The organism is Rubripirellula lacrimiformis (genome assembly GCF_007741535.1).
GTDB classification, from domain to species: domain Bacteria; phylum Planctomycetota; class Planctomycetia; order Pirellulales; family Pirellulaceae; genus Rubripirellula; species Rubripirellula lacrimiformis.
Window position 1 is genome coordinate 1,587,860 of record NZ_CP036525.1, and the last position, 21,502, is coordinate 1,609,361.

At 58.0% G+C, this 21,502-nt stretch carries 14 protein-coding genes; 9 read left to right on the forward strand and 5 right to left on the reverse strand.

Features of this window, described 5'->3' with window-relative positions; all coding sequences use genetic code 11:
• The first annotated feature begins 376 nt into the window (after nucleotides 1-376).
• Nucleotides 377-4,207 (forward strand): caspase family protein, encoded by a 3,831-nt coding sequence (locus tag K227x_RS05545; RefSeq protein WP_145168608.1) that lies wholly within the window; start codon nucleotides 377-379, stop codon nucleotides 4,205-4,207.
• Nucleotides 4,204-7,005 carry an NACHT domain-containing protein gene (locus K227x_RS05550; protein WP_145168609.1) on the forward strand — a complete coding sequence of 934 codons (2,802 nt, stop codon included), beginning with the start codon at nucleotides 4,204-4,206 and terminating at the stop codon, nucleotides 7,003-7,005. Before K227x_RS05545 ends, K227x_RS05550 begins: the two co-directional genes overlap by 4 nt.
• Here K227x_RS05550 and K227x_RS05555 read toward each other — a convergent pair.
• Together K227x_RS05555 and K227x_RS05560 are read right to left on the reverse strand one after the other, a co-directional pair.
• Nucleotides 6,959-8,128, reverse strand: coding sequence for a hypothetical protein (locus tag K227x_RS05555; protein ID WP_145168610.1), 1,170 nt, complete (start codon nucleotides 8,126-8,128; stop codon nucleotides 6,959-6,961). The two genes, K227x_RS05550 and K227x_RS05555, sit on opposite strands and share 47 nt — an antisense overlap.
• 2 nt (nucleotides 8,129-8,130) lie before the next feature.
• Nucleotides 8,131-8,967 (reverse strand): sulfotransferase family protein, encoded by an 837-nt coding sequence (locus tag K227x_RS05560; protein WP_145168611.1) that lies wholly within the window; start codon nucleotides 8,965-8,967, stop codon nucleotides 8,131-8,133.
• A 145-nt stretch (nucleotides 8,968-9,112) separates the two neighbouring features.
• On the opposite strand from K227x_RS05560, the gene K227x_RS05565 reads away from it, so the two are divergent.
• The 4 genes from K227x_RS05565 to K227x_RS05580 all read left to right on the forward strand — a co-directional run bounded on the left by K227x_RS05565 (nucleotide 9,113) and on the right by K227x_RS05580 (nucleotide 15,491).
• Nucleotides 9,113-11,275, forward strand: a complete 2,163-nt coding sequence (locus K227x_RS05565) for a tetratricopeptide repeat protein (RefSeq protein WP_145168612.1) — start codon at nucleotides 9,113-9,115, stop codon at nucleotides 11,273-11,275.
• Between the two features lie 221 nt (nucleotides 11,276-11,496).
• The gene (ribD, locus tag K227x_RS05570) at nucleotides 11,497-12,615 is read left to right on the forward strand and encodes a bifunctional diaminohydroxyphosphoribosylaminopyrimidine deaminase/5-amino-6-(5-phosphoribosylamino)uracil reductase RibD (protein ID WP_246146565.1); all 1,119 of its coding nucleotides are present in this window, start codon (nucleotides 11,497-11,499) and stop codon (nucleotides 12,613-12,615) included.
• 222 nt (nucleotides 12,616-12,837) lie between these two features.
• Nucleotides 12,838-13,833: a hypothetical protein gene (locus K227x_RS05575; RefSeq protein WP_145168613.1), complete on the forward strand. Its 996-nt coding sequence runs from the start codon at nucleotides 12,838-12,840 to the stop codon at nucleotides 13,831-13,833.
• Nucleotides 13,834-14,042: 209 nt separating this feature from the next.
• A complete protein-coding gene (locus K227x_RS05580) occupies nucleotides 14,043-15,491 on the forward strand; it encodes a hypothetical protein (protein WP_145168614.1) in 1,449 nt (482 codons plus the stop codon).
• 143 nt (nucleotides 15,492-15,634) lie between these two features.
• On the opposite strand, the gene K227x_RS30260 is transcribed toward K227x_RS05580, so the two are convergent.
• Complete coding sequence (locus tag K227x_RS30260; RefSeq protein WP_218933788.1) at nucleotides 15,635-15,778, reverse strand: hypothetical protein; 144 nt, start codon at nucleotides 15,776-15,778, stop codon at nucleotides 15,635-15,637.
• Between the two features lie 310 nt (nucleotides 15,779-16,088).
• On the opposite strand from K227x_RS30260, the gene K227x_RS05585 reads away from it, so the two are divergent.
• Complete coding sequence (locus K227x_RS05585; protein WP_218933789.1) at nucleotides 16,089-16,325, forward strand: hypothetical protein; 237 nt, start codon at nucleotides 16,089-16,091, stop codon at nucleotides 16,323-16,325.
• A gap of 88 nt (nucleotides 16,326-16,413) precedes the next feature.
• Here K227x_RS05585 and K227x_RS05590 read toward each other — a convergent pair whose 3' ends face one another.
• Together K227x_RS05590 and K227x_RS31065 are read right to left on the reverse strand one after the other, a co-directional pair.
• On the reverse strand, nucleotides 16,414-16,806 hold the full coding sequence (locus K227x_RS05590) for a DUF971 domain-containing protein (RefSeq protein ID WP_246146566.1): 393 nt from the start codon (nucleotides 16,804-16,806) through the stop codon (nucleotides 16,414-16,416).
• Nucleotides 16,807-16,974: 168 nt separating this feature from the next.
• Nucleotides 16,975-18,270, reverse strand: a complete 1,296-nt coding sequence (locus K227x_RS31065) for a phenylacetate--CoA ligase family protein (RefSeq protein ID WP_246146568.1) — start codon at nucleotides 18,268-18,270, stop codon at nucleotides 16,975-16,977.
• A gap of 354 nt (nucleotides 18,271-18,624) precedes the next feature.
• Between K227x_RS31065 and K227x_RS05600 the strand changes: the two genes are divergently transcribed.
• Nucleotides 18,625-20,010 (forward strand): DUF1559 family PulG-like putative transporter, encoded by a 1,386-nt coding sequence (locus tag K227x_RS05600; protein ID WP_145168616.1) that lies wholly within the window; start codon nucleotides 18,625-18,627, stop codon nucleotides 20,008-20,010.
• A gap of 115 nt (nucleotides 20,011-20,125) precedes the next feature.
• Nucleotides 20,126-21,313 (forward strand): Ig-like domain-containing protein, encoded by a 1,188-nt coding sequence (locus K227x_RS05605; RefSeq protein ID WP_145168617.1) that lies wholly within the window; start codon nucleotides 20,126-20,128, stop codon nucleotides 21,311-21,313.
• Nucleotides 21,314-21,502: the final 189 nt, after the last annotated feature.

Sequence of the window (21,502 nt, forward strand, 5' to 3'; positions counted from 1 at the left end):
GGGCATCCGATGCTCCGGCATTTGCTGTTCGTCGTTCGCGTACGACATCCATTACTGTACAGAAGGCACTCTGCGGATTGGTGTCGTGCCCCCCGGCAAGGTAGAGTCTAGCTGCTGAGAGTTCTACCACTCAATGACCAGTGCAGCACACCACTGCAGCCACCCGACTTGCCGACCGTTCCATGGCAGCCCAACGTTCCGCGTCAGCCTAGGCCGTTGGATGGGGGGATGCCCAAAAGTGGGTGTCGTGCTGTGGATTCTATTGCAATCCTTCGGTCGTTGGGCAACCGGATCGTGGTTTTGGGTGGAATGGTTCAGGCACCGACGGACCACCCAATCCGAAGTGGTCAACATTCACCTAGCGGAATCGTAGCTCATGCCAAGTTTGTCTCCCCTGTTTGCGTTGATCATTGGGATCGATGACTGGCTTTGGCCGAAGATGCCTGGGTTGCGAGGCTGTGTGAACGACGTCGAACTGATGCGCCGGGTGTTGCAGGATCGTTTTGGCGTTCCCGATGAAAACGTTCTGACGTTGACCAATCAGGCGGCCACTCGCGACGCCATCACGAATGCCTTTCGAACACAGTTCATTGATCGTGCGAAGCAGTGGCGGCAATCGGGCGGCAAGGATCCTGAGCCGGCGTTTGTGTTTCACTATTCTGGTCATGGCAGCCGAGCACGTGATGCCTCCGGCACCCAACCCGATGGTTTGGACGAAACCATTGTTCCCTACGACAGTCGGGTCGGTGACGTCTATGACATCAAGGACTGGGAACTGGCTCAGTGGCTAGGTGAACTGACGTCCTATACCGAGAACGTCACGATCATTCTGGACTGCTGTCATTCGGGCAGCGGCACCCGCAGCATTGATTCGCTGGGAACACGCCGGTTGGGGCCCGTCGATTTGCGGAACCAGCCACAAATTCGCCCCCCCGGCCAGACCGGTTTGCCGGTTGGCCCCGGTCATGATTGGAACGCCCATCGTTTGAAGGGCGCGAATTGGAACAGCGGGAATCAGATTGACTTGAATTCCACCGCAACCCGTAGCGCCCACGATGACCAGGATTCGGTCTCGGGAAATTGCAAGTACGTGTTGTTGGCGGCCTGCCGAAACTTCGAATTCGCCGAAGAGTACACGATCAACGTTTCGCCGCCGGTCGACTGCGATGTCCCAGCATCGACCACCGAAACCGATTCGCCGACGGCGACCAAGAATGCAGGGAACGCCGAACCCGCAGCGGATGCGAACTCGCTCGCCAAGGCTGTCAAAAAGCACGGGGCGTTCACCTGGTTCTTAGCCAAAGAATTGATGAGCCTTTCGGATGGTCAAACGACCACCTATCGCGATTTGCAGCAGCGCGTGCAGTATGAAGTTCTCAATCGCTATCCAAGTCAATCGCCGCAATGCGAAGGGGATCGTGATCGAATCCTGTTCGGCGGCGTCAGGCCGCGACGTGATACGTCGTTGTTGATCAGCCGAGTGGATCAGGATCGCGTTTGGGTCGACGGGGGGGCGGTGCATGGATTGGTGGTCGGGCAATCGATGGATGTGTATTCGCCCGATGCAAAGACATTCGCCAACAGCGTCCCCATCGGTCGTCTGCGCGTGATCAATGTGGGATCGGTTCACAGTGTCTGTAGGGTCGAAACCGGTGAAGCCGTCTTGCACGGCCGCGTCCCCATGCCCATTCCTAGCAGTTCGCCACGCCGGCATCAGGTTGCTGTCGCGGTCTCTGATTCGGCAGTCCGGGCGGCGTTGATCCGGCGACTGGGGGCAAACGATATTGATCCCTACATCGAGGTTGCACAGTCGGTCGACCAGCTGCCCAATTCCCATCACACAGACGGCGCCGATTTCTGTATCGTCGAATCGGGATCGCAATTGCAGCTGCGAGGTGCCGACGGTCGATCGCTAGTGGAACCAAGTGACATCGCCGACGTATCCAAGGTCGTCCAAAACCTGGCTGCGATCTGCCGATTCAACAACGCCCTGGGCCTATCGAATGCATCGCCCGATTCGGCGCTGGATGGCAAAATATCGGTGCAGTTCTTTCTCGCTGGCGAAGCCGACCCCGCCAGCGACGACAAACGGCGACGTGTTCGATCAGTGCGACCGGTGCCAACCACGGCCGAGGGACTGCCGATCGTGGAAATCGATACACCCATCGCGATCGAGGTGGTCAACCACAGTGATCAGCCGGTGTTCGTCGAAGCGATCAGTTTCGGACACGACTACGCCATCATTCCGTTGACTGCCGAATTAACGGCACCCGGGAATCGCAAACGCGTCGGGCCGGGATCCGCGTTATGGTTTGGCCGCGATATGTCGGACCTCGAGATTGTGTTTATGTTGCCTCAGGATGCGGACCAGGCCAACTGCTTTGTCGAGGTTCGTGAATCCTTGAAGGTCATCGCCACGGTCGAGGAAACCGACTTTGACGTGCTGAAACAGGATGGGTTGGCAATCCCAACGAATACGGCGACACGCTCTAGCATGGCGCCCGGTTCGGCACTGGACCACCTATTGAATCAGGCGATGGCGGGTTCACGGGCGCTGGGAGCTCGCAGGAAACAAGACGCCACCAGCGACTGGACAGCCGTGGTCCAGCAGTATGTGGTCGCCAAGCCGGATTCGCAGTGCGCCCAGACATTGGCAGGCGGCAGCAGCGTTTGGATCGACGCCTACGACACGTCCGTTACCGCGCCCGAGGGATTCGATTGCCAGGTGCAGGTGGTGTCCAGCCACTCGGCGGCTCGTTCGGTCCACGATGATCCCGCGCAGCACAACGGCGCCGGCCAGGACGCAATGCCCAGCCAGCGACGGGATCGACCCAGCGGTCCGCTGTGGGAATCCGGTGCGCTGCGACCGTTCGCCTTTGCCGCCAAACGATGCGCAACCCCGGTCGGTGATGCGATTGAAATCACGGCGGATCCGGATGCGATGGAATTGATCTCGGATGATCGACCGATTCAGATTTCCATCGCCGGATCCAGTGGTGTCGACCAGCCTGTTGCCGGCCAAGCGACGCAAGGCCGTGGACGATGGATGGCGATCGCGTGGGACGCGGGCTGTGCTTACCCGGTCGGACAGGGAGATTCGCTGGCCGACATTTCGGTGTCTTGGTTGCCGCCCGCCGCGAATGGGGAACCGGCTGGGGATCACGAACCGGTGCAAGCGGTCCGGCGTGGTCTGCTAAGAACGATCCGCTTGTATCTGTATCAGGTTTGCGACTGGGAATCGCCCGAGCTGGGGCTGCATGCGGTTCGCTTGGTCCCCGCCGACGACGTTGGAACAGATCGGCTGCTGCGTGGTGAACGCACGGTCGATTCACCGCATGGGCAACTTCGGTACCGGACTTGGACGGCCGCTGACAATCCGAACGCTGGCCCCAGCGATGGTCGACGGGTCTTGTTGGTCGTCCATGGTTTCTCGTCATCCAGTCAGGCGGCGCTGGACGATCTTCAGGAAATCGTTGGCGACGAAATGTCGGACTACGAAGTTGTGTTGGTTTTCGATTTCGAAACATTTCATACGCCGATTGCCGAGTCGGCCAAGCAGTTGGCCAAGGCCTTGGTGGATGCCGGGATCGCTGCCGATGACGGAATGAAGTTGGACGTGTTGGCGACGGGGATGGGAGCGATCTTGGCCCGGTCGTTGATCGAGCAGTTTGGTGGCCACGCGTGGGTGGATCGTTGTTTTCTAGCGGGAGTCCCCAATGATGGGACGGCGCTGATGAAGGCAAAGTCAGCATTGCCTTGGATCGGCACCGCGATCTTGAACTTGGGCGGGCCCCATCCAGCCGCGTTGTTCTTCAGCGCGGCACTGAAAAAATTGGAAAGTGACGCAGCCGCGCTGGCTGACTTGGTTCCAGGTTCCGGATTTTTGCGAGGTCTCGAAGCCGCCGCCGGTGCGGTCGATCCAAAGTTGCCCTACGAAGTGATCGCCGGACTGTATCAAGTGGCAGATCCCAATCAGGCATCCGCCGACGACTGGTCCAGTCGATGGATCGCGGCCGGGCTTGTCGGGGTCGGTCTCGGCGCTCGGGTCTTGTTTGCCGATGGCCACGACTTGATAGTCAACTCGTCCAGTGTCACGTCAGTGCCGGTGAAAGATCTTCGGATCCATACCGTGGATTGTCACCATTTTGCTTACTTTCGATCGGATGCTGTTGGACAAGTCCTTTCCCAATGGATGGATAGAACATGAACCGATCGACCCGACCTATCGTGTTGTTGGCGTTTGCCGATCCCCGCCGCGATCTTGATAACCTCAAGAAGGAATCCAGCGGTATACGTGACTTGTTTTGGCGGTTCGATGATGTTGTGGAGGTGATCATTTTGGACCACCCCACGCTGATGCAGATCACGCAAACTTTTCAACGATATCGAAATCGCATCGTCGCGTTCCACTACGGGGGGCACGCCAACGGAATGGAACTGCTGTTGGAAGACGTTCAGGGCGATACCCAAGTGGCTGGTGCATTGGGGTTCGCCCAGTTGTTGGGGCATCAGTCGGGTTTGAAGCTTGTCTTTTTGAATGGGTGTTCCACCGAGGGGCAGGCCGAAGGATTGCGGGCGGCCGATGTACCCTGCGTGATCGCGACCAGTCGTGCGATCAACGACGAAGTGGCGACTCAGTTTGCGATCGTGTTTTATGGCGCACTGGCCAGCGGCGCCGACATCCAAGCCGCCTTTGGCGAAGCGTCGGCGACCACGCAAAGTGCACATGGGGATCAAACACGCGGGTTGTACGCTCGCAAATTTCTGGATCAACAGCCGGCGGGCATCGTATTGCCCTTGCCTTGGAATCTGCACTCGCACCAAGACCGAATCAACGATTGGACTTTTGACCTGGAATCGCGACGACGCCGGCGCGGCGCCAAAGGTGACACCGCTGCCGAAACGGCGATGGTTCGCCATCTGCAAACCCTGTTGGATCGTGTCAAACAGTTCTGGGTCACGGGTTTGTTGGACAGTTCGCTGCAGCGATCCGAGCGGATCGAGTTAGCGATGGCGGACTGCAGCGATGTGGTCGCCGATTCGTGGAATTCGGTCGATGTTGGTGCGTTGCCGACAACCGATTTTGTCGAATCGGGAGATCGTATCATGGACGTTTTTCAGCGGACTCGCCAATCGTTGATGATCCTGGGGCATCCCGGCGCCGGCAAAACGACCGCCTTGTTGGAATTGACCGCAGGCCTAGTCGATTGGTGTGAAACGGAATCCGATCAGCCTGTGCCAGTGGTGTTGCACCTTTCCACTTGGAACTCCAAATTCGGTTCGCTGGTCGACTGGATCGAAGATGAAATGAGCCGCAAGTATCACGTCGCCAGCAAGCACGGTCGGCGATTCGTTGATACCGAACAACTGATCCTGATGCTGGATGGTCTGGACGAGACTGCCGAAAATCTGCGTGACGGATGCGTCGAGGCGATCAACGACTTTTTGGACCACCAGGGTGTGCCCGGAATCGTCGTGTGCTGTCGTGTTGACGAATTCAATCAACTGGTTCAACCGGTTCGATTGGCCGGGGCGATTTGTCTGCAACCGCTCAGTGAAGAACAGATTCATTTGGCGTTGTCGGATGGTGGGCCAGCCAGCGTGACACTTTCGAAACAACTGGAGCAACATCCCGACCTTCTGAACCTGGCCCGTTCACCGCTGATCTTTGGCATCATGCGGGAGGCGTTCAATGAAGTGGATGCGCAGGAATCGATGCACTTTGAATCCCAACATCAATGTCAGGCGATGGTCTTCGATCGATACATCGATCGAATGATTCGGACTCGATCCAAGGAAACGGACAGCTACACGCCCCAGGAATGTTTGGCGGGACTGCATCGTTTGGCCAAAATCGTTCAATCCAAGCGAGAGTCGATCTTCATGATCGAAAATCTGCAGCCGACGGACCTGACATCGACCTGGTCTCGCTTTGCGTACAGCGTGTCGGTGTCGCTGATTTTTGGAACCCTATCGGGCTTGGTCACCACGATCTTTTTCTGGACGCTGGCCGGCATCAGCGACGATTCCTTCGACGCATTGGAGCACGGGCTGGGATGGTGTGTGACGCCGATGTTGATGGTCTGGTTTGTGGGGGTGGGCCTGTTAGAGCCTTGCTTTGAAGTCCCCAAGGCGGAATTGGCATCGCGGATGGCGGTCGCAGCGCATGGAGTGAAAAAGGCGTTGCTGTTTTTGGCTTTCTGGCTGTTGATGACGCTGGCTGCCTATTCGATCACGCAGCATGTCCCCATGTTTCTGTTGCTGGTGTTCACCGGCGTATTGGCATCGGCGATGGTCGGTGCGTATGGGCGATCCCAAGAAGTGTTTGCCGCGGTTCGTCCGGTCGAGGCCGTCGGGATGTCCATGGGAAACTCGGCGCGTGGCATGTTCGTGGGCATGCTAGTCGGGGTGGGAGTTTGGTTGATTCATGGATTTTGGAACAAAACCAATTTGCACTTTTGGTACCAACCGGAGTGCGCGCCGTCGGTCGGACGCTGGATTTACCTGATCGTGCTAACGACATTGGGGATCGAAGGCGGCGGGATCACCGGCGGTATTGTGCCGGCAACGATCGAAGGCAAAACACGATTGAATCAGGGGATGCGTTTGTCGCTGATCAGCGCCCTGAAAGTGGGCTCCGCGGCCGCGTTGACTCTTGGCGTCACGGTGTACCTGATCTCGATGTTGATTCGCGAGCGGACGACCGCCGATGCCGTATCGCTCGGGTTGTCGATTGGGCTGCTGGCGTTTTTCTGTGTGGGCAGTTGGTTCGGTGGTTTCGAATGGTTGAAACATGTTGTGCTGCGAACCGTGATGCGGTTCAGCGGTCAATTGCCACCTGGGTTGCCGCAATTTCTGCAACAGGCGCGACGCTATCGATTGATGCACCGAGTCGGCGGCGGGTTCATGTTCCTGCACCGTACCTTGCAGGAGCATTTCGCCGCTAGCACGCCCGTGTTCATTGACCGGTCGCGTCCTTCGGACCCGACGCAAGTTCGTCCATGATGAACCGGTCGGCCCGACGCAGTCCAACCGCTCGCGAATGGTTCCACACGCTGCTGACCTGTCCGATGTGTTGAACCAGACTGGGCGACGGATGCCAGATCGGTATATCGTTTTGGATGGCCCAGTACCCGATACGTGTATCGATACCGGCGTTCCCATCGACAACATTCAGTTCGCCCCGATCGGCCGCGTTTAGTAGTTGCCGTGCGACCACCGTTGGGAAGATCATTGCCAGCGCGCCGTATTGCCAAAGGCCGGGATGGGGCCGCCAATGGTTCGTGGATTGCATATCTTCGGTGGATGTGTACAGCGACACGATGCCGGCGCTGTCCTGGGGCCACAGCACCATTTCCACGTATTCGCGGATGCTGGAAACGGCGGGAAACAGCACATCGTCCTGGACGATCATCACCGCGTCGGCGTCGGCATCGGCGTCGGCATCGGGGGCATCGCTTAGCATCGTGCGGAGTGTTTCGCACCAGGCTGGCCAGGCGCCGATCGGGCGGGGGCGTTGGATTCGGACTTGGGATTGTTCGTCCATTGTAAGTTCGACCTCGCCGTCGACGAACAGCATCGGGGCCTGCCAACCGCTGGCGGTGATGCTTTGGATGCACCGCGTCAGTGTCGGTTGGCGTCGCGGTGCCGTGGTCATTCCGACGGTCCACCGGATTCCGCGTGTTGGATCGGCGGGAGGCTTGGTCTGGATGGGAATTGGCAGCGCGGCCGCCAATTCGTCGACCGAAACGTGAACGGGTGAGTGTTCGATTTGGGCGTCATCCACACAGTCGTCTTCGTCGGGATAGACGATGGGCAACTGGTCGATCGCTTGGCGGCACAGCCGGCGAGCCTGGTCTGCGATCGGCCCATCGGGCGACGACTGCAGCAACGTTTCGCCGATCGAGTGGATGATCGACGCGATCACGGGATTCCAGTCCTGGGGGCTGGGCACAAACGACTGGCAACATGCGTGGCAGGTTTCGCGATCGACGGTGGCCGATTCCCCGCTGGCGAAGTCGGCTACGGTCGCGATCAACCCGCAGTGGGCTGTTTCGGAACTTCGATCGTTCGGATCAACGGATTCAATTCGACTGCGATGCGGACAGTCGTCGGCGTGGCGTGGCATGGCTATTCCCACTGGTCAATCGATTGGCCCATGAATTCAAACAGTGCTTCGTTGTGAGGGCGATATCGCTGGCGCAGGATCTCCGCCGTGGGCGAATCCAGTGGTGGGACCGTGTAGGGCCGCATGTGCGATACGATCGTCGGCAACCGCTGTGGTTCCAAGCCCAGGAACTGCAACATCGTATCGAAATGCTGCTGTGGATCCGCATTCCACTGCTCCATCACCATCAGATGGATTTGGGATCGCGGGAAGTGTCGCAGCAGAGAATCGATCTGTTGAAGATACATTCCTCGGTTCAAAATCCCGTACCAACTGGCGCGGGTGGTTTCGAATTCGGCCTGGATGTTGTCTGCGAACGATGCGCCGGGCAGCAGCCAGTCCCAGTCGCGGGATTCGTCAAGTTCCTGCGTGTAATGGTTGAACTGGCTGAAGGCGCGGGCAACAGGGTCTCGAAGCGTCACGATGATCCGTGCATCGGGGATCAACGCAGCCATCCGGGAATGTGCCAGCGGTGAACAGATCATATTGGGGGTGGCGTCGATCCCTTTTCGATCCGGATCGGTGAAATGGCTCTGGTACCAATCGATGCCCCGCGACCAGTGGTCCATGAAAAAGTCGATTTCTTTGACTTCTTTGCCAGTGTCGGGGCTGATCGCCGCTTGCACATCCGGGTGGGCGGTCAGGCAGGCGTGCAGCGTCGAGGTTCCACATTTCTGGGCGCCGGCGATCAATAGACTGGGCATCGGCATGGCGAGTGGAGGTGTCAGGGGATTCGTCCGACTGGACGCAGGTCGGTCGGCAGCGGGGATGGGAGTGCTGGCCGGGTCGGGTGGCAGCATCTTTCTGGCCGGGTGGCCGCCGTATCATAGCCGCCGCGAATCGCGTCTTGGTCGCCGGGAATGGTGGTCGGCGAGAGTCGGGAAAAATGGTAGAGTCGGTGCTTCGAACTGGATTTCTTCCGACCCCCTTTGGCCAACTTCCCTGATGACCGTCGATACCTACGCGATTTGCCCCTGTGGAAGCGGCAAAAAGATCAAATTCTGCAAGTGTAAAGATTCTGTCCACGAGCTTGACGAAGTCATGAACATGATCGAGGGGGGGCAGGTTGTCCCGTCACTCGATCGCTTGTCGAGCATCCTTGCCGAAAACCCCGATGCAGCTTGGGCGTTGGCGGTCCGCGGGCGGTTGTTGTTGGATCTTCGCGAGTACGATTCGTTGGCCGAGAATGCCGAGCGATTCATTCGGTTGCAGCCCAGCAACCCGTTGGCGCTGACGCAGTTTGCCGCCGCACTGCTGTTCAAGGGGCAGCCCGAAAAAGCAACCGCAAAGATGCTGGAGGCGCTGACCGAAAGTGGCCGCGACGTAGACGCCTTTGTGTTGGACGTGTCGTCGGTCCTGGCCTATTCGCTAGCCCAGGGCGGCCTGTTCCTGACCGCGCGTGTCTACGCCACCTTGGCCATGATGGCGTCTGGCTACCAGGGCGGCCAAACCGCGATGACCGTGCTGCGACAATTGAATTCGGCACCGTCGATCAGCCAGTTGATGAAGGCGGTTCCCGAACCGATCCAGCGTCCCGAAGATGCGGAATGGGGCGAACGGTTCGACGAAGCATCCACGTTGCTGCGAAGCAATAAAGTGATTCTGGCAGAATCCAAGTTCGAATCTTTGCGTCGAAGCGTGCCGCAGCAGCCTGCGATTTTGCTTGGACTGCTGACCTGTGCCATTTGGCGAGGCGATGCCGACGCACAGTCCGATCTGCTGAAGAAATTGTCCACCTGCGAATCGTTGGACTTCGAACAACGAGCTCGATTCTTGGCGATGTCGGCATTGGCCAAGCCAGGTGCCCCGGACGCTTCGGTCGAAACGTTGACGTTGTCAGCCGACATCGACCAAGCCGACGAAGTCGAAATGGCTCTGATGTCCAACGCTCGCTTCGTGGCACTGCCCGCCGACCTGTTGCAGGGCATGCGAACCAGCGAAGACGATGTGCCGCCCAAGTCAGGGTTCCAAATTTTGGATCGCGACAAACCGGAATCCTTGGACAAGTTGCCGGCCGTTGATGATGTGCCCGAAGCCATCGCAATGGTCTTTGTCTATGGTCGCCAAACCGATCGCGCCGCCCGAATCGAAGCGGTCGAAGTTCGCCGCGATATCGTCGACGAAGTACGATCACGCATCGATGCCGAAGTCAGCGGATTGACCTGGACCGAAAACCAAGGCGATCCATTGCCGCTGTTGGTCGCCTGCCAGCCAGCGATCGCGATGCTGCGTTTCCAAGCAAAGCCCGCGGAAGCCGAAAAGCTGCAGAACGAACTGACCGAGACCCGCATGGCGGATGCGATCCTGTCGTTGAAACTGCCGTTGCTAGGCGGATCTTCGCTACGAGATTTGGTCGGTGATGAATCGAAACTGCTGGAACGGACCGCCGTCGTCCGTCTGGTGCAACAGTTCGATGCGATCGTTTCGAAGAGCGAATCGGTGGTCGCGTCGGTGATCGAACAAGCCGGCCTGAAAGCGCCGGACCCGATCAAGCCTAGCGATGATGATATCGAATCGGTCGCAAACGAAGACTTGAACCTGGTCGATCCATCGGGTTTGAATTCCGAGTCGTTGATCTATCTGTTGCAACGCGCCCAGCAAGTCTCGGCGACGCCTGCCACGCGTCGATTGGCGGGACGTCTGATTGACGCGGAACTGACCGAAGAACAGCAACCGGCCAAACTGCTGGCGTACATGTCGCTGGTCAACGCGGCCGAAAACAGCTCGGAAGCGTTGGAGTTGTTGGAGAAAGCCAAAGAGTTTGCGGTCAGCAAGGGAATCCCGACTTCCAATCTGTTGCTCAGCGAAGTCGGATTGCGATTGTCGGCCGGCGACGGTCCCGGTTTCCAAAGCACGCTGCAGAAATTGACGACCGAATACGGGAACGAACCTGAGGTCATGGCACGTTTGCAACAACTGTTGATGCAATACGGTCTGATCAATCCAGACGGATCGCCCCGCGGTGGTGGTCCCCCACCCGGACCACAAGGTGGCGGCGGATCCCAAGGCGGTTTGTGGACTCCCGACGGTGGCGGTGCACCTGCTGGGCCAGCACCCGAAGAAGGCGGTGGTGGCGGCAGCAAGTTGTGGGTTCCAGGAATGGACTGATTCCTCGTTGGTCACCGTTCCAGGCATCCGCCCGTAGCGAAAGTGATCAACGGTTTGTCGATAGAGTGAGCCGCGACGCGTAGGCGGCCGGGAATCCCCCGCGAATGCCAGTGGCCTCCCGGCCAGCGGTCGACCTTGCCCGCGGCGGACGCCCCAATTTTTCGTCGTAACGATCCGGGCCGCGCTGCCCAGCAGTTCGGTCCACTTTCAAAGGTGTAACTGTGACGCTGGGCGTATCGAAAGTGGACGATCAGTTCATGCAGGCCGCATTGGATTTGGCACGGTCCGGCCAAGGGCATGTCGAGCCCAATCCGATGGTAGGGTGCGTGATCGTTCGCGATGGCTGCGTGGTCGGACAAGGTTTCCACGGGCAGTTCGGTGGCCCGCACGCCGAGGTTGCTGCGATTCGCTCGCTTGCAAATCCGGCCGATGCACGCGGCGCGACCGCCTATGTGACTTTGGAACCATGCTGTCACTTCGGGAAGACACCCCCCTGTGCCGACGCGCTGATCGAGGTGGGGGTTGGGCGAGTGGTGGTCGCGATGGAGGATCCGTTCGACCAAGTTTCGGGCGGCGGAATCGCTAAGCTGCGCGCCGCCGGGATCGAGGTAACGGTGGGCACGCGATGTGCCGAGGCTGGGGACTTGAACGCGCCGTTCCTGAAGCGTGTGCAATCCGGATTGCCATGGGTGATCGCAAAATGGGCCATGACGATCGATGGTCGCATTGCCACCGTTGGCGGCGAAAGCCAGTGGATCACCGGTGCGTCGTCACGAGCCGAAGTTCATCGCTTGCGCGGGCGAGTGGACGCCATCGTGGTTGGCATGGGAACCGTGGTCGCAGACGATCCGACGTTGACCGCACGACCGGCCGGGCCGCGGGCCGCCGATCGCGTCGTGTACTGCCGAAATCGGTTGCCCAGTCTGGATAGCAACCTGGTTCGGACCGCCAAGGACCATCGATTGATCCTTGTCGTTGGCCCGGAAATCGATCGCCAATCTCTCGATCAAGTCCGGGCGGCGGGTGCCGAAATCATGCCGGTCGATGCTGTTGATTTGGCTGCCATGGCCAGGGCCGGCATCCAAGCGATCGGGGAAAGCGGCGCGACAAACGTGATGTTAGAAGGCGGCAGCGAACTTTTGGGAAGTTTTTTTTTAGCGTCTCTGATCGACGAATGTCACGTTTACGTCGGTGCCAAGGCCTTCGGCGGTGCGGCGGCTCCGGGGCCCGTGGGCGGCATTGGGGTCGCGGAAATTGCCCAGGCGACGAACTTCAAACTGCGGGCGATGGATCAATTCGATGACGATGTGCGGCTGATTTACCGCCGATTCGCCGATTGATTCTGAAGCATTTACGGGAAGTCCCCTTCATTTCTTCGCGAAATTTTGGCGATACTTGCTGTTGGACTCGTCGGCCTGCCCGATGAGGGTCGGCCCATGCGTCCACCATACCAATCGTACCCAAGCTGCTTGATTGCGGCTCCCGAATGATTCGGGGAAAGTGAGGGTTCAGGGATGAGGTGGCGTTTGCTGTTCGCCTTAATCGGCTTGTCCATTACGGGCGTGACGTCTTTTGCACAAAGACCGCCCGGGGCTGAGGGTCTCGAATCGGATCGAGCGAGTCCCAGTGACGCCGGCTTCTTTGGCGGCGCCGGGGTTGCCCGGTTCCAACTGATCCAAGGGCGTCTTTGCCTGGATCCGCCTCGGCACCGAAAGGGATCTCAAAAGTTCCAAGCTGCCGATGTCTACGAGAGTATCACCGTTTCGGCCGAACGTGGTATTCCATCTTTGCACTACGTCTATCAGTCGCCGCATCAGCACCTGATCGTGAACGTCAAAGATGCAGATCGGGTGCGGCTCGAATCTTGGTTGCCCGGCGAATCGCAGCGAGCAGTGATTCACCACAGTCGGCGCGGTCCGATTGTTTGGGAGTCTGTGACCGGTGATCCAAGTCGCGGTGATGGGAGTGACAGTGACGCACGTCACCGAGTGACCGGGACAACCTTCTTGCATTTGCGACAGCGGTCGCCCGCACAATTCGACAAACACTTTGGCGAATTGATTCAGCGGATTCTTCAAGGCACTTCGCTAGCTCAGGTGGCCGAACAAGCCCAGCAGGTCATGTTGGGAAACTGCCGCAGCAACGGCCCCCAGTTCCGTCGGGGCGACGTTGACAAGCAAGTCCAGAAGTTGAGATCGCCCAGACGCCAGACTCGCGCGATCGCTCAACGCCAGTTGCTGTTGTGGGGCACGCCGGTGGTCGCTGTGCTGGATTCGATACCAGCGACAAATCTTGACGCAGAACAGCGTGATCGACTGCGTACCGTCCGTGATCATCTGCGCACGCCTATTCCCGATACGCCACGATCATTGGCAAAGCTGTTGATCAACGATCCTGGATATTGGGCGGTGATCGCAGACGATCTACCCGCGTCGGACCGTCATTTGGCGCAGTCTCGATTCCAGCAAATGGAATGGTCGGTATCGTTCGAACCCGTCGATCGATTAGCCATCGCCGACCCGGATCCCGACCGGCGAATCGCAACCGCACCACGCTGACTCTCACTCGTTCCCCGTAGTGGGATTCGCCAGAATTGCTTGACGTCCAATTGATCGCTCGGGGAACTCTGGCGAATCCCACGACGTTGCGACTTGAACTTTCGAAGGCGGATGGACGCGATGGGGTCGGCAGCGACGTGCAATGGTTGAGGTTAGAATGACGACCGGTAAAGTTCAGTTCATACTTCTATTTCGTTGAGCTCACGGCAATGGAACCGCATCGAACAACGCTGCTTGGCACGCTGGCCACTGTCCTGATGGCCCTTTCGCCTTGTTCGGCGGTCGCTCAAGGTGTTGCCAATGAGGATCCGGTTCAAACGGAACCGTTCGCCTACTCGAGTGCCGAGCCCACGCTTTTCTATCAAGTGGTGATCGAGGCCGACTACGGCACCCAGTCGCGAAAGATGAAGTACGAAGGAATCCTGATCTATCGCATTGCAGAGGAATCGCCGGATCGATTGTCGATCCAATGTGAATGCATTTGGAAGTCGGGTGCGAGCTATCAAATTCCCCGCGATAGCATGTTTTTTAAGTTGGCATCGCAGTTTCGATCGGGCCCGATCGCCGCGTTGGAAATGGACTCTAAAGGCAAAATGCTGAAATCTTCGCGTTCCTGCTTCGTCCTTGGGTTGCCGATTGATCTAGGGCAAATCGCTTTTCCTCGTCTGAGCGACCAGGATACTTGGGAGTCTGCCGAGCCGGTCACTTTGGTGGCAAGCCAGAACGTCTACGGACAGGTCCAGTTGCTGCCGATTTCACCCGAGTATCAAACTCCATTTCATCTCCAGCAGACTCGTTCGCAAGAGGATTCGACGACAGAGAAAGTGGCGATGTTGAAGTTGCAGCGAACCTGGAAGAAACGCGGCGAACCCCAGGTCTCTTTTGACGAAACGTATACGATGCACGGGGACACATTGAATCCTGAAATTCAAATTTCAGGTTCGCGGAACGTTGTCCTGTCTGCTGATCGAGGGTCTCTGGATTCGATGCAGCTGTCGCTTCAGGTCCTGTGGAAAGAACCCAATCGTCAATTGACCGTCCCCTATTCGATCGAATTGAAACGATTGTCCGAGCAGGGGATACGCCAGTACCAGGAACGCAAGAAAGAAGCCGTTGCGAAGAAACAGGCACAAATGGCAGCGTATCAAAAAGTGGTCGATGCGATCCCCGAAGTTTCCGCACGTGATGAAGTTCTGCAGATGATCAAGACAGGGGACCAGAAAAGTTTTGATCTGATGGTCAGCAAGCTGCACAGCGAAGAGGTGAAAGACGACTACGAGCTCGGGCGTGCGATCTACGGTCAGTTCCTTCTGCGAGAGCGGATGCCGTACCATGCGGTCGAGGTCATCAAACGACTGGCACCGGAGCTGGAGAAAACAGCAGTCATCGCAAAGAAGTATGCCACGTCGTACAGTTCGTTTGATCTCAGTTTGACCGGTGACACGATCGCTCCATCGATGCAGTTGACGAGGAAGCAATTGGTCTGCTTCCCGTCACACAGTCGATTCAAACCGGCTCATTTCTACGGCGCGGTGGAGGATGTATTGGTTTTGGAAACCCGCGATCGCACACCAGAGTTGATTGCGATCAAACGCGATTTATGTCGCCTGCCCTCACCCGATTTTATCGATCCCAATGTCGAAACAGAAGTCGATTAGCCCACGTCAAACACGTCGTGGGATTCGCCAGAATTCCGTCACGTGCAATCGCGCCGCCCAGGGGATTCTGTCGAATCCCACGATGGGGTTTGTGGGAATTCTTACGAATCCCATGGCGTTCTGGGGATAGGTTCCGGGCAAAGCTAGACTTTGACGCGGTCCTTTTTCTGGTTGTTGTCCAAGCGTTTGGCCATCGCTTCGGTCTTCTTTCGCTCGGACTTCATCAATTGGGCGCGAGGGTCGGGTTGCTTCGACCACCATTGAAGGATCTTATTGAACCATTCCACGTGCATCTCCTATCGCTAAGAATAGCTGCAGTGACTCATGAACAGCCAGTCTTTGGGCTCACGGCACTGCTTTGCAGGATACGCGATTTGTACTCGCTGAAATGCTTTAAACCACAAATATTCGTCCAATTGGCGAAGTGTTTCCGAGTGGTTTGGTGCCCACCTATGTCTGCGGATTCGATTCGCTTGACGCGTGATTTGCTGTTTCGAATCCGGGATGCGATAACTTCAAGCTAGAAATCGTGTGCTTCGCAGGCGGATTCGCGCCGCGAAGCGTCGTAGCCCATTCCCATCCATGACTGTCAAAACGATGACTGTATTCCAAACTCGTCGACAGGCCTTCGCGTTCATGGGCATTAGCATCGCCGTCGTGGTCGCGTGCATTGCATCCATTGTCGTCGCGGACGTGTTCATGCCAAAGAATGCAGCTGGGCAAGAAGGTGTGGTGACGTTCTACCGATGCTTTACGCCCATGATCGTCGTTTGGTCGCTGCTTGGCATGGGGGCGTACTGGGCAATGCCTTCGCGTGATAACGCTAGCCAATAGGCAGCGGGCATCTTGATCTTCGGGTTCTCGCACTCGATGTCGTGGGGCGGAATCGTCCGTTTCATGTGGGACGCGCCGAAATGTCTTTCTAGGCTGCCCCGTCGGGACCTTCGTGCAGCAATACGAATGGGAAAATTCCGGAATCGTGTCCGTCGCTGAATGCGATGTTGTAGGCATAGCTGCCGACCGGACGCATGGAATCGATTCGCAGCGGTTTCGCTTCGGCAGCACTTAGCACCGGCAACCCGATCGGTCCGCTGGTGTCTTTTGCCTTCTCGGCGAGTCCGCGTTTCTTTTCGCGGCAGGTCGCGCACGGGCACGCCTTGCGAAGCTGCGAATTCGTCCAAGCGGTCGCGCTGCCGTCGTTCCAGGTGATCGTGATTCCGGTGTCCCCGTCACGCTGGATGGATTCGGGAACTCGGTCGGTTTCCGTCGGCTTCGGTTGGTGGCCTTGGGGATCGCGTGGCAGCATGGAATTCATCAGCAGGCAATAAGGGAGGCAGCAGCCGACTGGCTAGGCTGCAAACTCGGGGCGGACGATGCGCAGCATCAAGTCTGTGGCATCACCCAAGGTCCAGCAAGGAGTGGTTGTTTCGCATCGGTGGCCAGCCAATCGCATGGGGGCGGTCATCGCCGACGGGCGGTGATTTCAGTTGCCTGCCGGCGCGTCGCGGCGATCGATCAATCGTTTGGCTTTGGCCTGGAACCGAGGCAGTGATTCCGCTGGCACACAGCGAACGCCAATTCGCATCGCCAATCGGTCGCGAAGCAGGCCCGCCAATTTCGAGCCGCCTGAATCGTCGGTTTCGATTTCAACGGCCAACTGATCCATTTGCTGGTCTCTTGTCACGATCATGCGGAACTCGGCCGTCGGTTCGACCTGTCGAATGATCGCTTCGACACTGGACGGAAAAACGTTCACGCCACGGATCACGATCATGTCGTCGGATCGGCCGATCACGCCTCCGTCCAACCATAGAAATCGTGTGTCGCGCTGCGGTGGCCGCGAGGCTTTCACCACATCGCCGGTGCGATAGCGAATAGCTGGTCCGCCCAGACGTCCCAGATTGGTCAGGACAAGTTCGCCCGTCTCGCCGTCTGCAACAGGTTCGCCGGATGTCGGGTCGTCATCTTGGAATCGAAGGACCTCGGCAATGAACTCGGTCTCGATCACGTGAATGCCTCGTCCATCGCGGCTTCCAAATCCCCAGGCCCCGACTTCACTGGCGCCGGTATGGTCGATCACGCGGGCGCCCCAAGCGGATTCGATCGTTGACCGAACCGCAGGGATCGAACCGCCCGGTTCACCGGCAACGATGATTCGATTGACGGAATTTTCAGCCAGGTTGATCCCGGCTCGTTGGGCGACGTCCACCAGGTGCAGCGCGTAGGTCGGGGTGCAGCACATCAGGGTGCATCCGTAGTCGTCGATCATTCGCAATCGATGCTCGCTAGAAATGCCACCCCCCGGAACGACGGTCGATCGCCGTTTGACCAGTGCGTCGTGCGCCGTCCAGAATCCGATGAACGGTCCGAACGAAAACGCCATCAACGCGACGTCCTGTGCGGTGACATCGGCGGCATCCAAGACAAAGTCCCAGCACCGCAGCCACCACTGCCAGTCTTCGACGGTGTCCAGCACCGCCATCGGAAAGCCACGGGTCCCGCTGGTTTGGTGCAGCCGAGTGTATTGGCTTTTCGGCAGTTCGAAAATTCGTCCGGGCATCCCTGGCTGCGACGCAATCAGGTCCGATTTCTGTAGGGCCGGGATCTGGCGTATTTCATCGATTCGTTGCAGCGGCCGCGAAACACCATGCAATCGGTCGGCATAAAAGGGGCTTTGGGACGCGTGATCCAGCAGCGCATTCAGCTTGGTCAGTTGGATCGATTGCAGTTCACCAAGGCTCAGTGAGTATTCGGATGCGGTCGCTGTGTTTGCGTTCACCGTTCGCCTTAGGAGCTGGGGAGGATCGATTGTGAAGAATTCGTGAATTGCGTCTGCCGGCCCATCTTAGCGATCCACCGAACTGGATAGGCCGACGCGAGGCAAACTTCAATAGATGCATCGTTAGCGGGGACCATTTTTACCGCAGGCAGCCATTCTTTGGATCGCCGATTATGAAGGGAGCGTGAAGACTTCGTGGGATCGCAAAATGGCCGTTGCCAATGGTCCGGGGGAAGCCGATCCTGCTTGTATCTGCATCGACATCGGCCAACGATGCGGACCAGCACCTGCCGAAACCATGGACCGGCTGTGCCACTGGATTTTGAACGCTTGGTCGGCAAACGATTTTAGCAAATGAAACGCTCTACCGGTTTTACCCTGATCGAGCTGTTGGTGGTGGTCACCATCATCTTTCTATTGGCCGTGCTGATGCTGCCAGCGATCACGAACGCTCGTGAAGCCGCTCGTTCGGCCCAGTGCCAAGCCAACTTGAAGAACATCGGCATCGGGCTGTTCAAGTACAGTTCACGCAGTCCCGGCGGCCAATTCTGTTCAGGCGCCTATGACTTTCGTCGCGACGGATGTCCCGACACCTACGGTTGGGTTGCCGATATGGTCAACACCGGCGAAGCCAACTTGAACGAGTCGCTTGATCCGTCGAACCCTTTGCTGGGTTCCGAAAAATTGAACGACTTGTTGGGCTATGACACCACCGATGGTCGTGGCGGTGCCGGCGCCGACCGTATGGGGGCCGGGTTGTGCGGACAATCCAGTTGGAAGGGGTTCAGCGATGGCACGGCAACCACGATGGGCGGAAGCGACCGTGGCAGCGAGAGCCGGGCGGAATTGGTTTCTCGCTATTTCGTCCAAGGCGGATTCAGCACCAACTATGCGGCCGGTTGGCACTTGGTCCGCGGTATGGTCAAGACCGAAGGTGTCGATGCCTCGGGCAATGGCCGATCGGATTACTTGGCAACCGCAACCAGTGGCGGATTCGATGGAAATGGATCGCCAACGCCCCCGGACTTCAAAGCTTTGAACGGAACGCTGGGCCCAATCAGCCGCCGCGAAATCGATCGATCACGCATTCCGTCTAGAAACTTTGGCTTCATCGGTTGCGCGGGACCGGGCGACATCGACGAAGCCGTCTTGGCGATGGATATTGGTCACGGCCAAGACGGTCGCCGCCAATACAGCCCCGACAACGACGAAGCGGTCACGTACATCACCGCGGGTTCCATTCTGGCTGAATCGTTCAACGACGGGCCTGCGATCTACGATGCGTCGTCGCGATCGGTTCGTTTGATCCAAGCGGGCGCCCCGTTGATCGGAAACCAGCTTTGCGAAAAGAACGAATCCACTACCGATGGATGTGCATCGGCATGGTCTTCCGACATCGCGTCCGCGACCGCCTACATTCCCGTGCTGGACGGTTCCGATGTCCTCAATGCACCGACCTACTTGCAGGACACGCGCGACTGGTTCGCCGTTCACGCCGGCTCTTTGAACGTGTTGATGGGCGACGGCAGTGTCAAAGTTTTCTTTGATCTCAATGGCGACGGATACCTGAACCCGGGTTTCCCGGTTGGCCGGAACCAAGATGGATCCGAGGCGCCGTTGACCGACGACGAAATCGCGTCCGTTGGCTATGCCGATTCGACGACCGAAATGTCACAGGATCAGTTCTACGGCGGCGTAATCTGGAACGAAACCTATTCCAAAGGTGCATTCGAAGAGTAACCGAAGTCCTGAAAATTGGATTTCCCAAGTTTGCCGGGGCGCTCGGCCGCCGGAATCTTGGGCAGACGGGCATGGATGGTTCGGGACGTTCGAATCGACGATCGATAGGCAAAGCATGAACGTTCTTGGTAGACGGCTAATCATCGGCGGAATCACACTGGCATCGATTGCCGGTGTGTCTGGTTGGTTGGTGGCATCGGTCCGCTACGAACCGCACGGCATTCCGAAAGCCCTGCGGCCTGCGTTCAAAGCGAAAATCGCCGAAGTCCAACAGCGAACGCAATCCGTCGCCAAGGATCCGTCGGCGTTCCCCATCGCGGCGGTCGATCAAACAACGTTTCACTTTGGAATGTTGGACCCGCATTCGACCGTTCACCACGCATTCGAAATTCGCAACGAAGGCGAAACCCCGTTGACCGTCGGTGTGCGCGAAACCAGTTGCAAATGCACCGTCGGCTCATTGGGCAGCCCTGTGTTGCTGCCGGGCGGGAAGACAAACGTCACGTTGACTTGGCACACCGGATATCAGGTCGAAAGCTACGAACAGACCGCAACCATCACGACCAACGATCCGTCCAAGCCGACGATCCAGTTGAAGGTTCAAGGCCAGGTGCGGGCTGAATTGGTGGTCCCAACAAAACTTGTCTTCCCCAAAGCGGACCCCGGTGAAGTTCCGGAGGCAAGCTTGTTGGTCTACAGCCAAATTTGGGACGACTTTTATCTGGCATCAGCCGAAAGCGATCTGCCAAGTTTCCATTGGCGAGTGGATCCGGTTTCGGTCGACGATCCAGAACTGCATGACAAGGATGCCAAGTGGGCTTGGCGAGTCCATGTCTCGGCCGCCGGAAGTTCGCGTGGAAAGTTTGCGGGCGAAGTGAAGTTGCACTTCCAAACTCCCGATTCCGATCTGCCGGTCACTCGCGTGGTCAACCTTTCCGGCAGCGTCCGATCACCGATCTGTTTTTATAGCCCCGATATCCATCAACACGACGGTTTGGAAATCGGCACCCTGCCCAACAACCAAGATCACCAATTCAAGTTGTTGGTTCGCAATCGCGGTCCACAGGATCGCAACGTCCAGGTCATCTCCGTCCAGCCACCGCAGTTAATGGCGGAACTGAAACCGATGTCCCGCCCGGGCGACTATCGGTTGATCTTGACCATGCCATCGGGAGCGACGCCGGTGGTTTTCAATCGAGACCGACAACACGGGTATGTCGAAGTGGGGGATCCGGATGATCCAACCTATCGAAACTGGTTTCCCGTCTACGGCGCCGGCGTCCAAGTCGACGCTCGCAGATGACGCGATGCTTGCCAACATCGCAGATGTTTTCGCTGTGATCCCAGCAAGGCGAGTCATCGGCACTCCCGTCCGTCAACGATAGGCATCAGCGACGCGCGGTGAACGACGGGATTTTGCACAGAAGTCGCTGGGTGGCGTTGCGGGTGCGGCGGCATAAGATGGAACATCACTGCTTGCCACCCTTTCCCG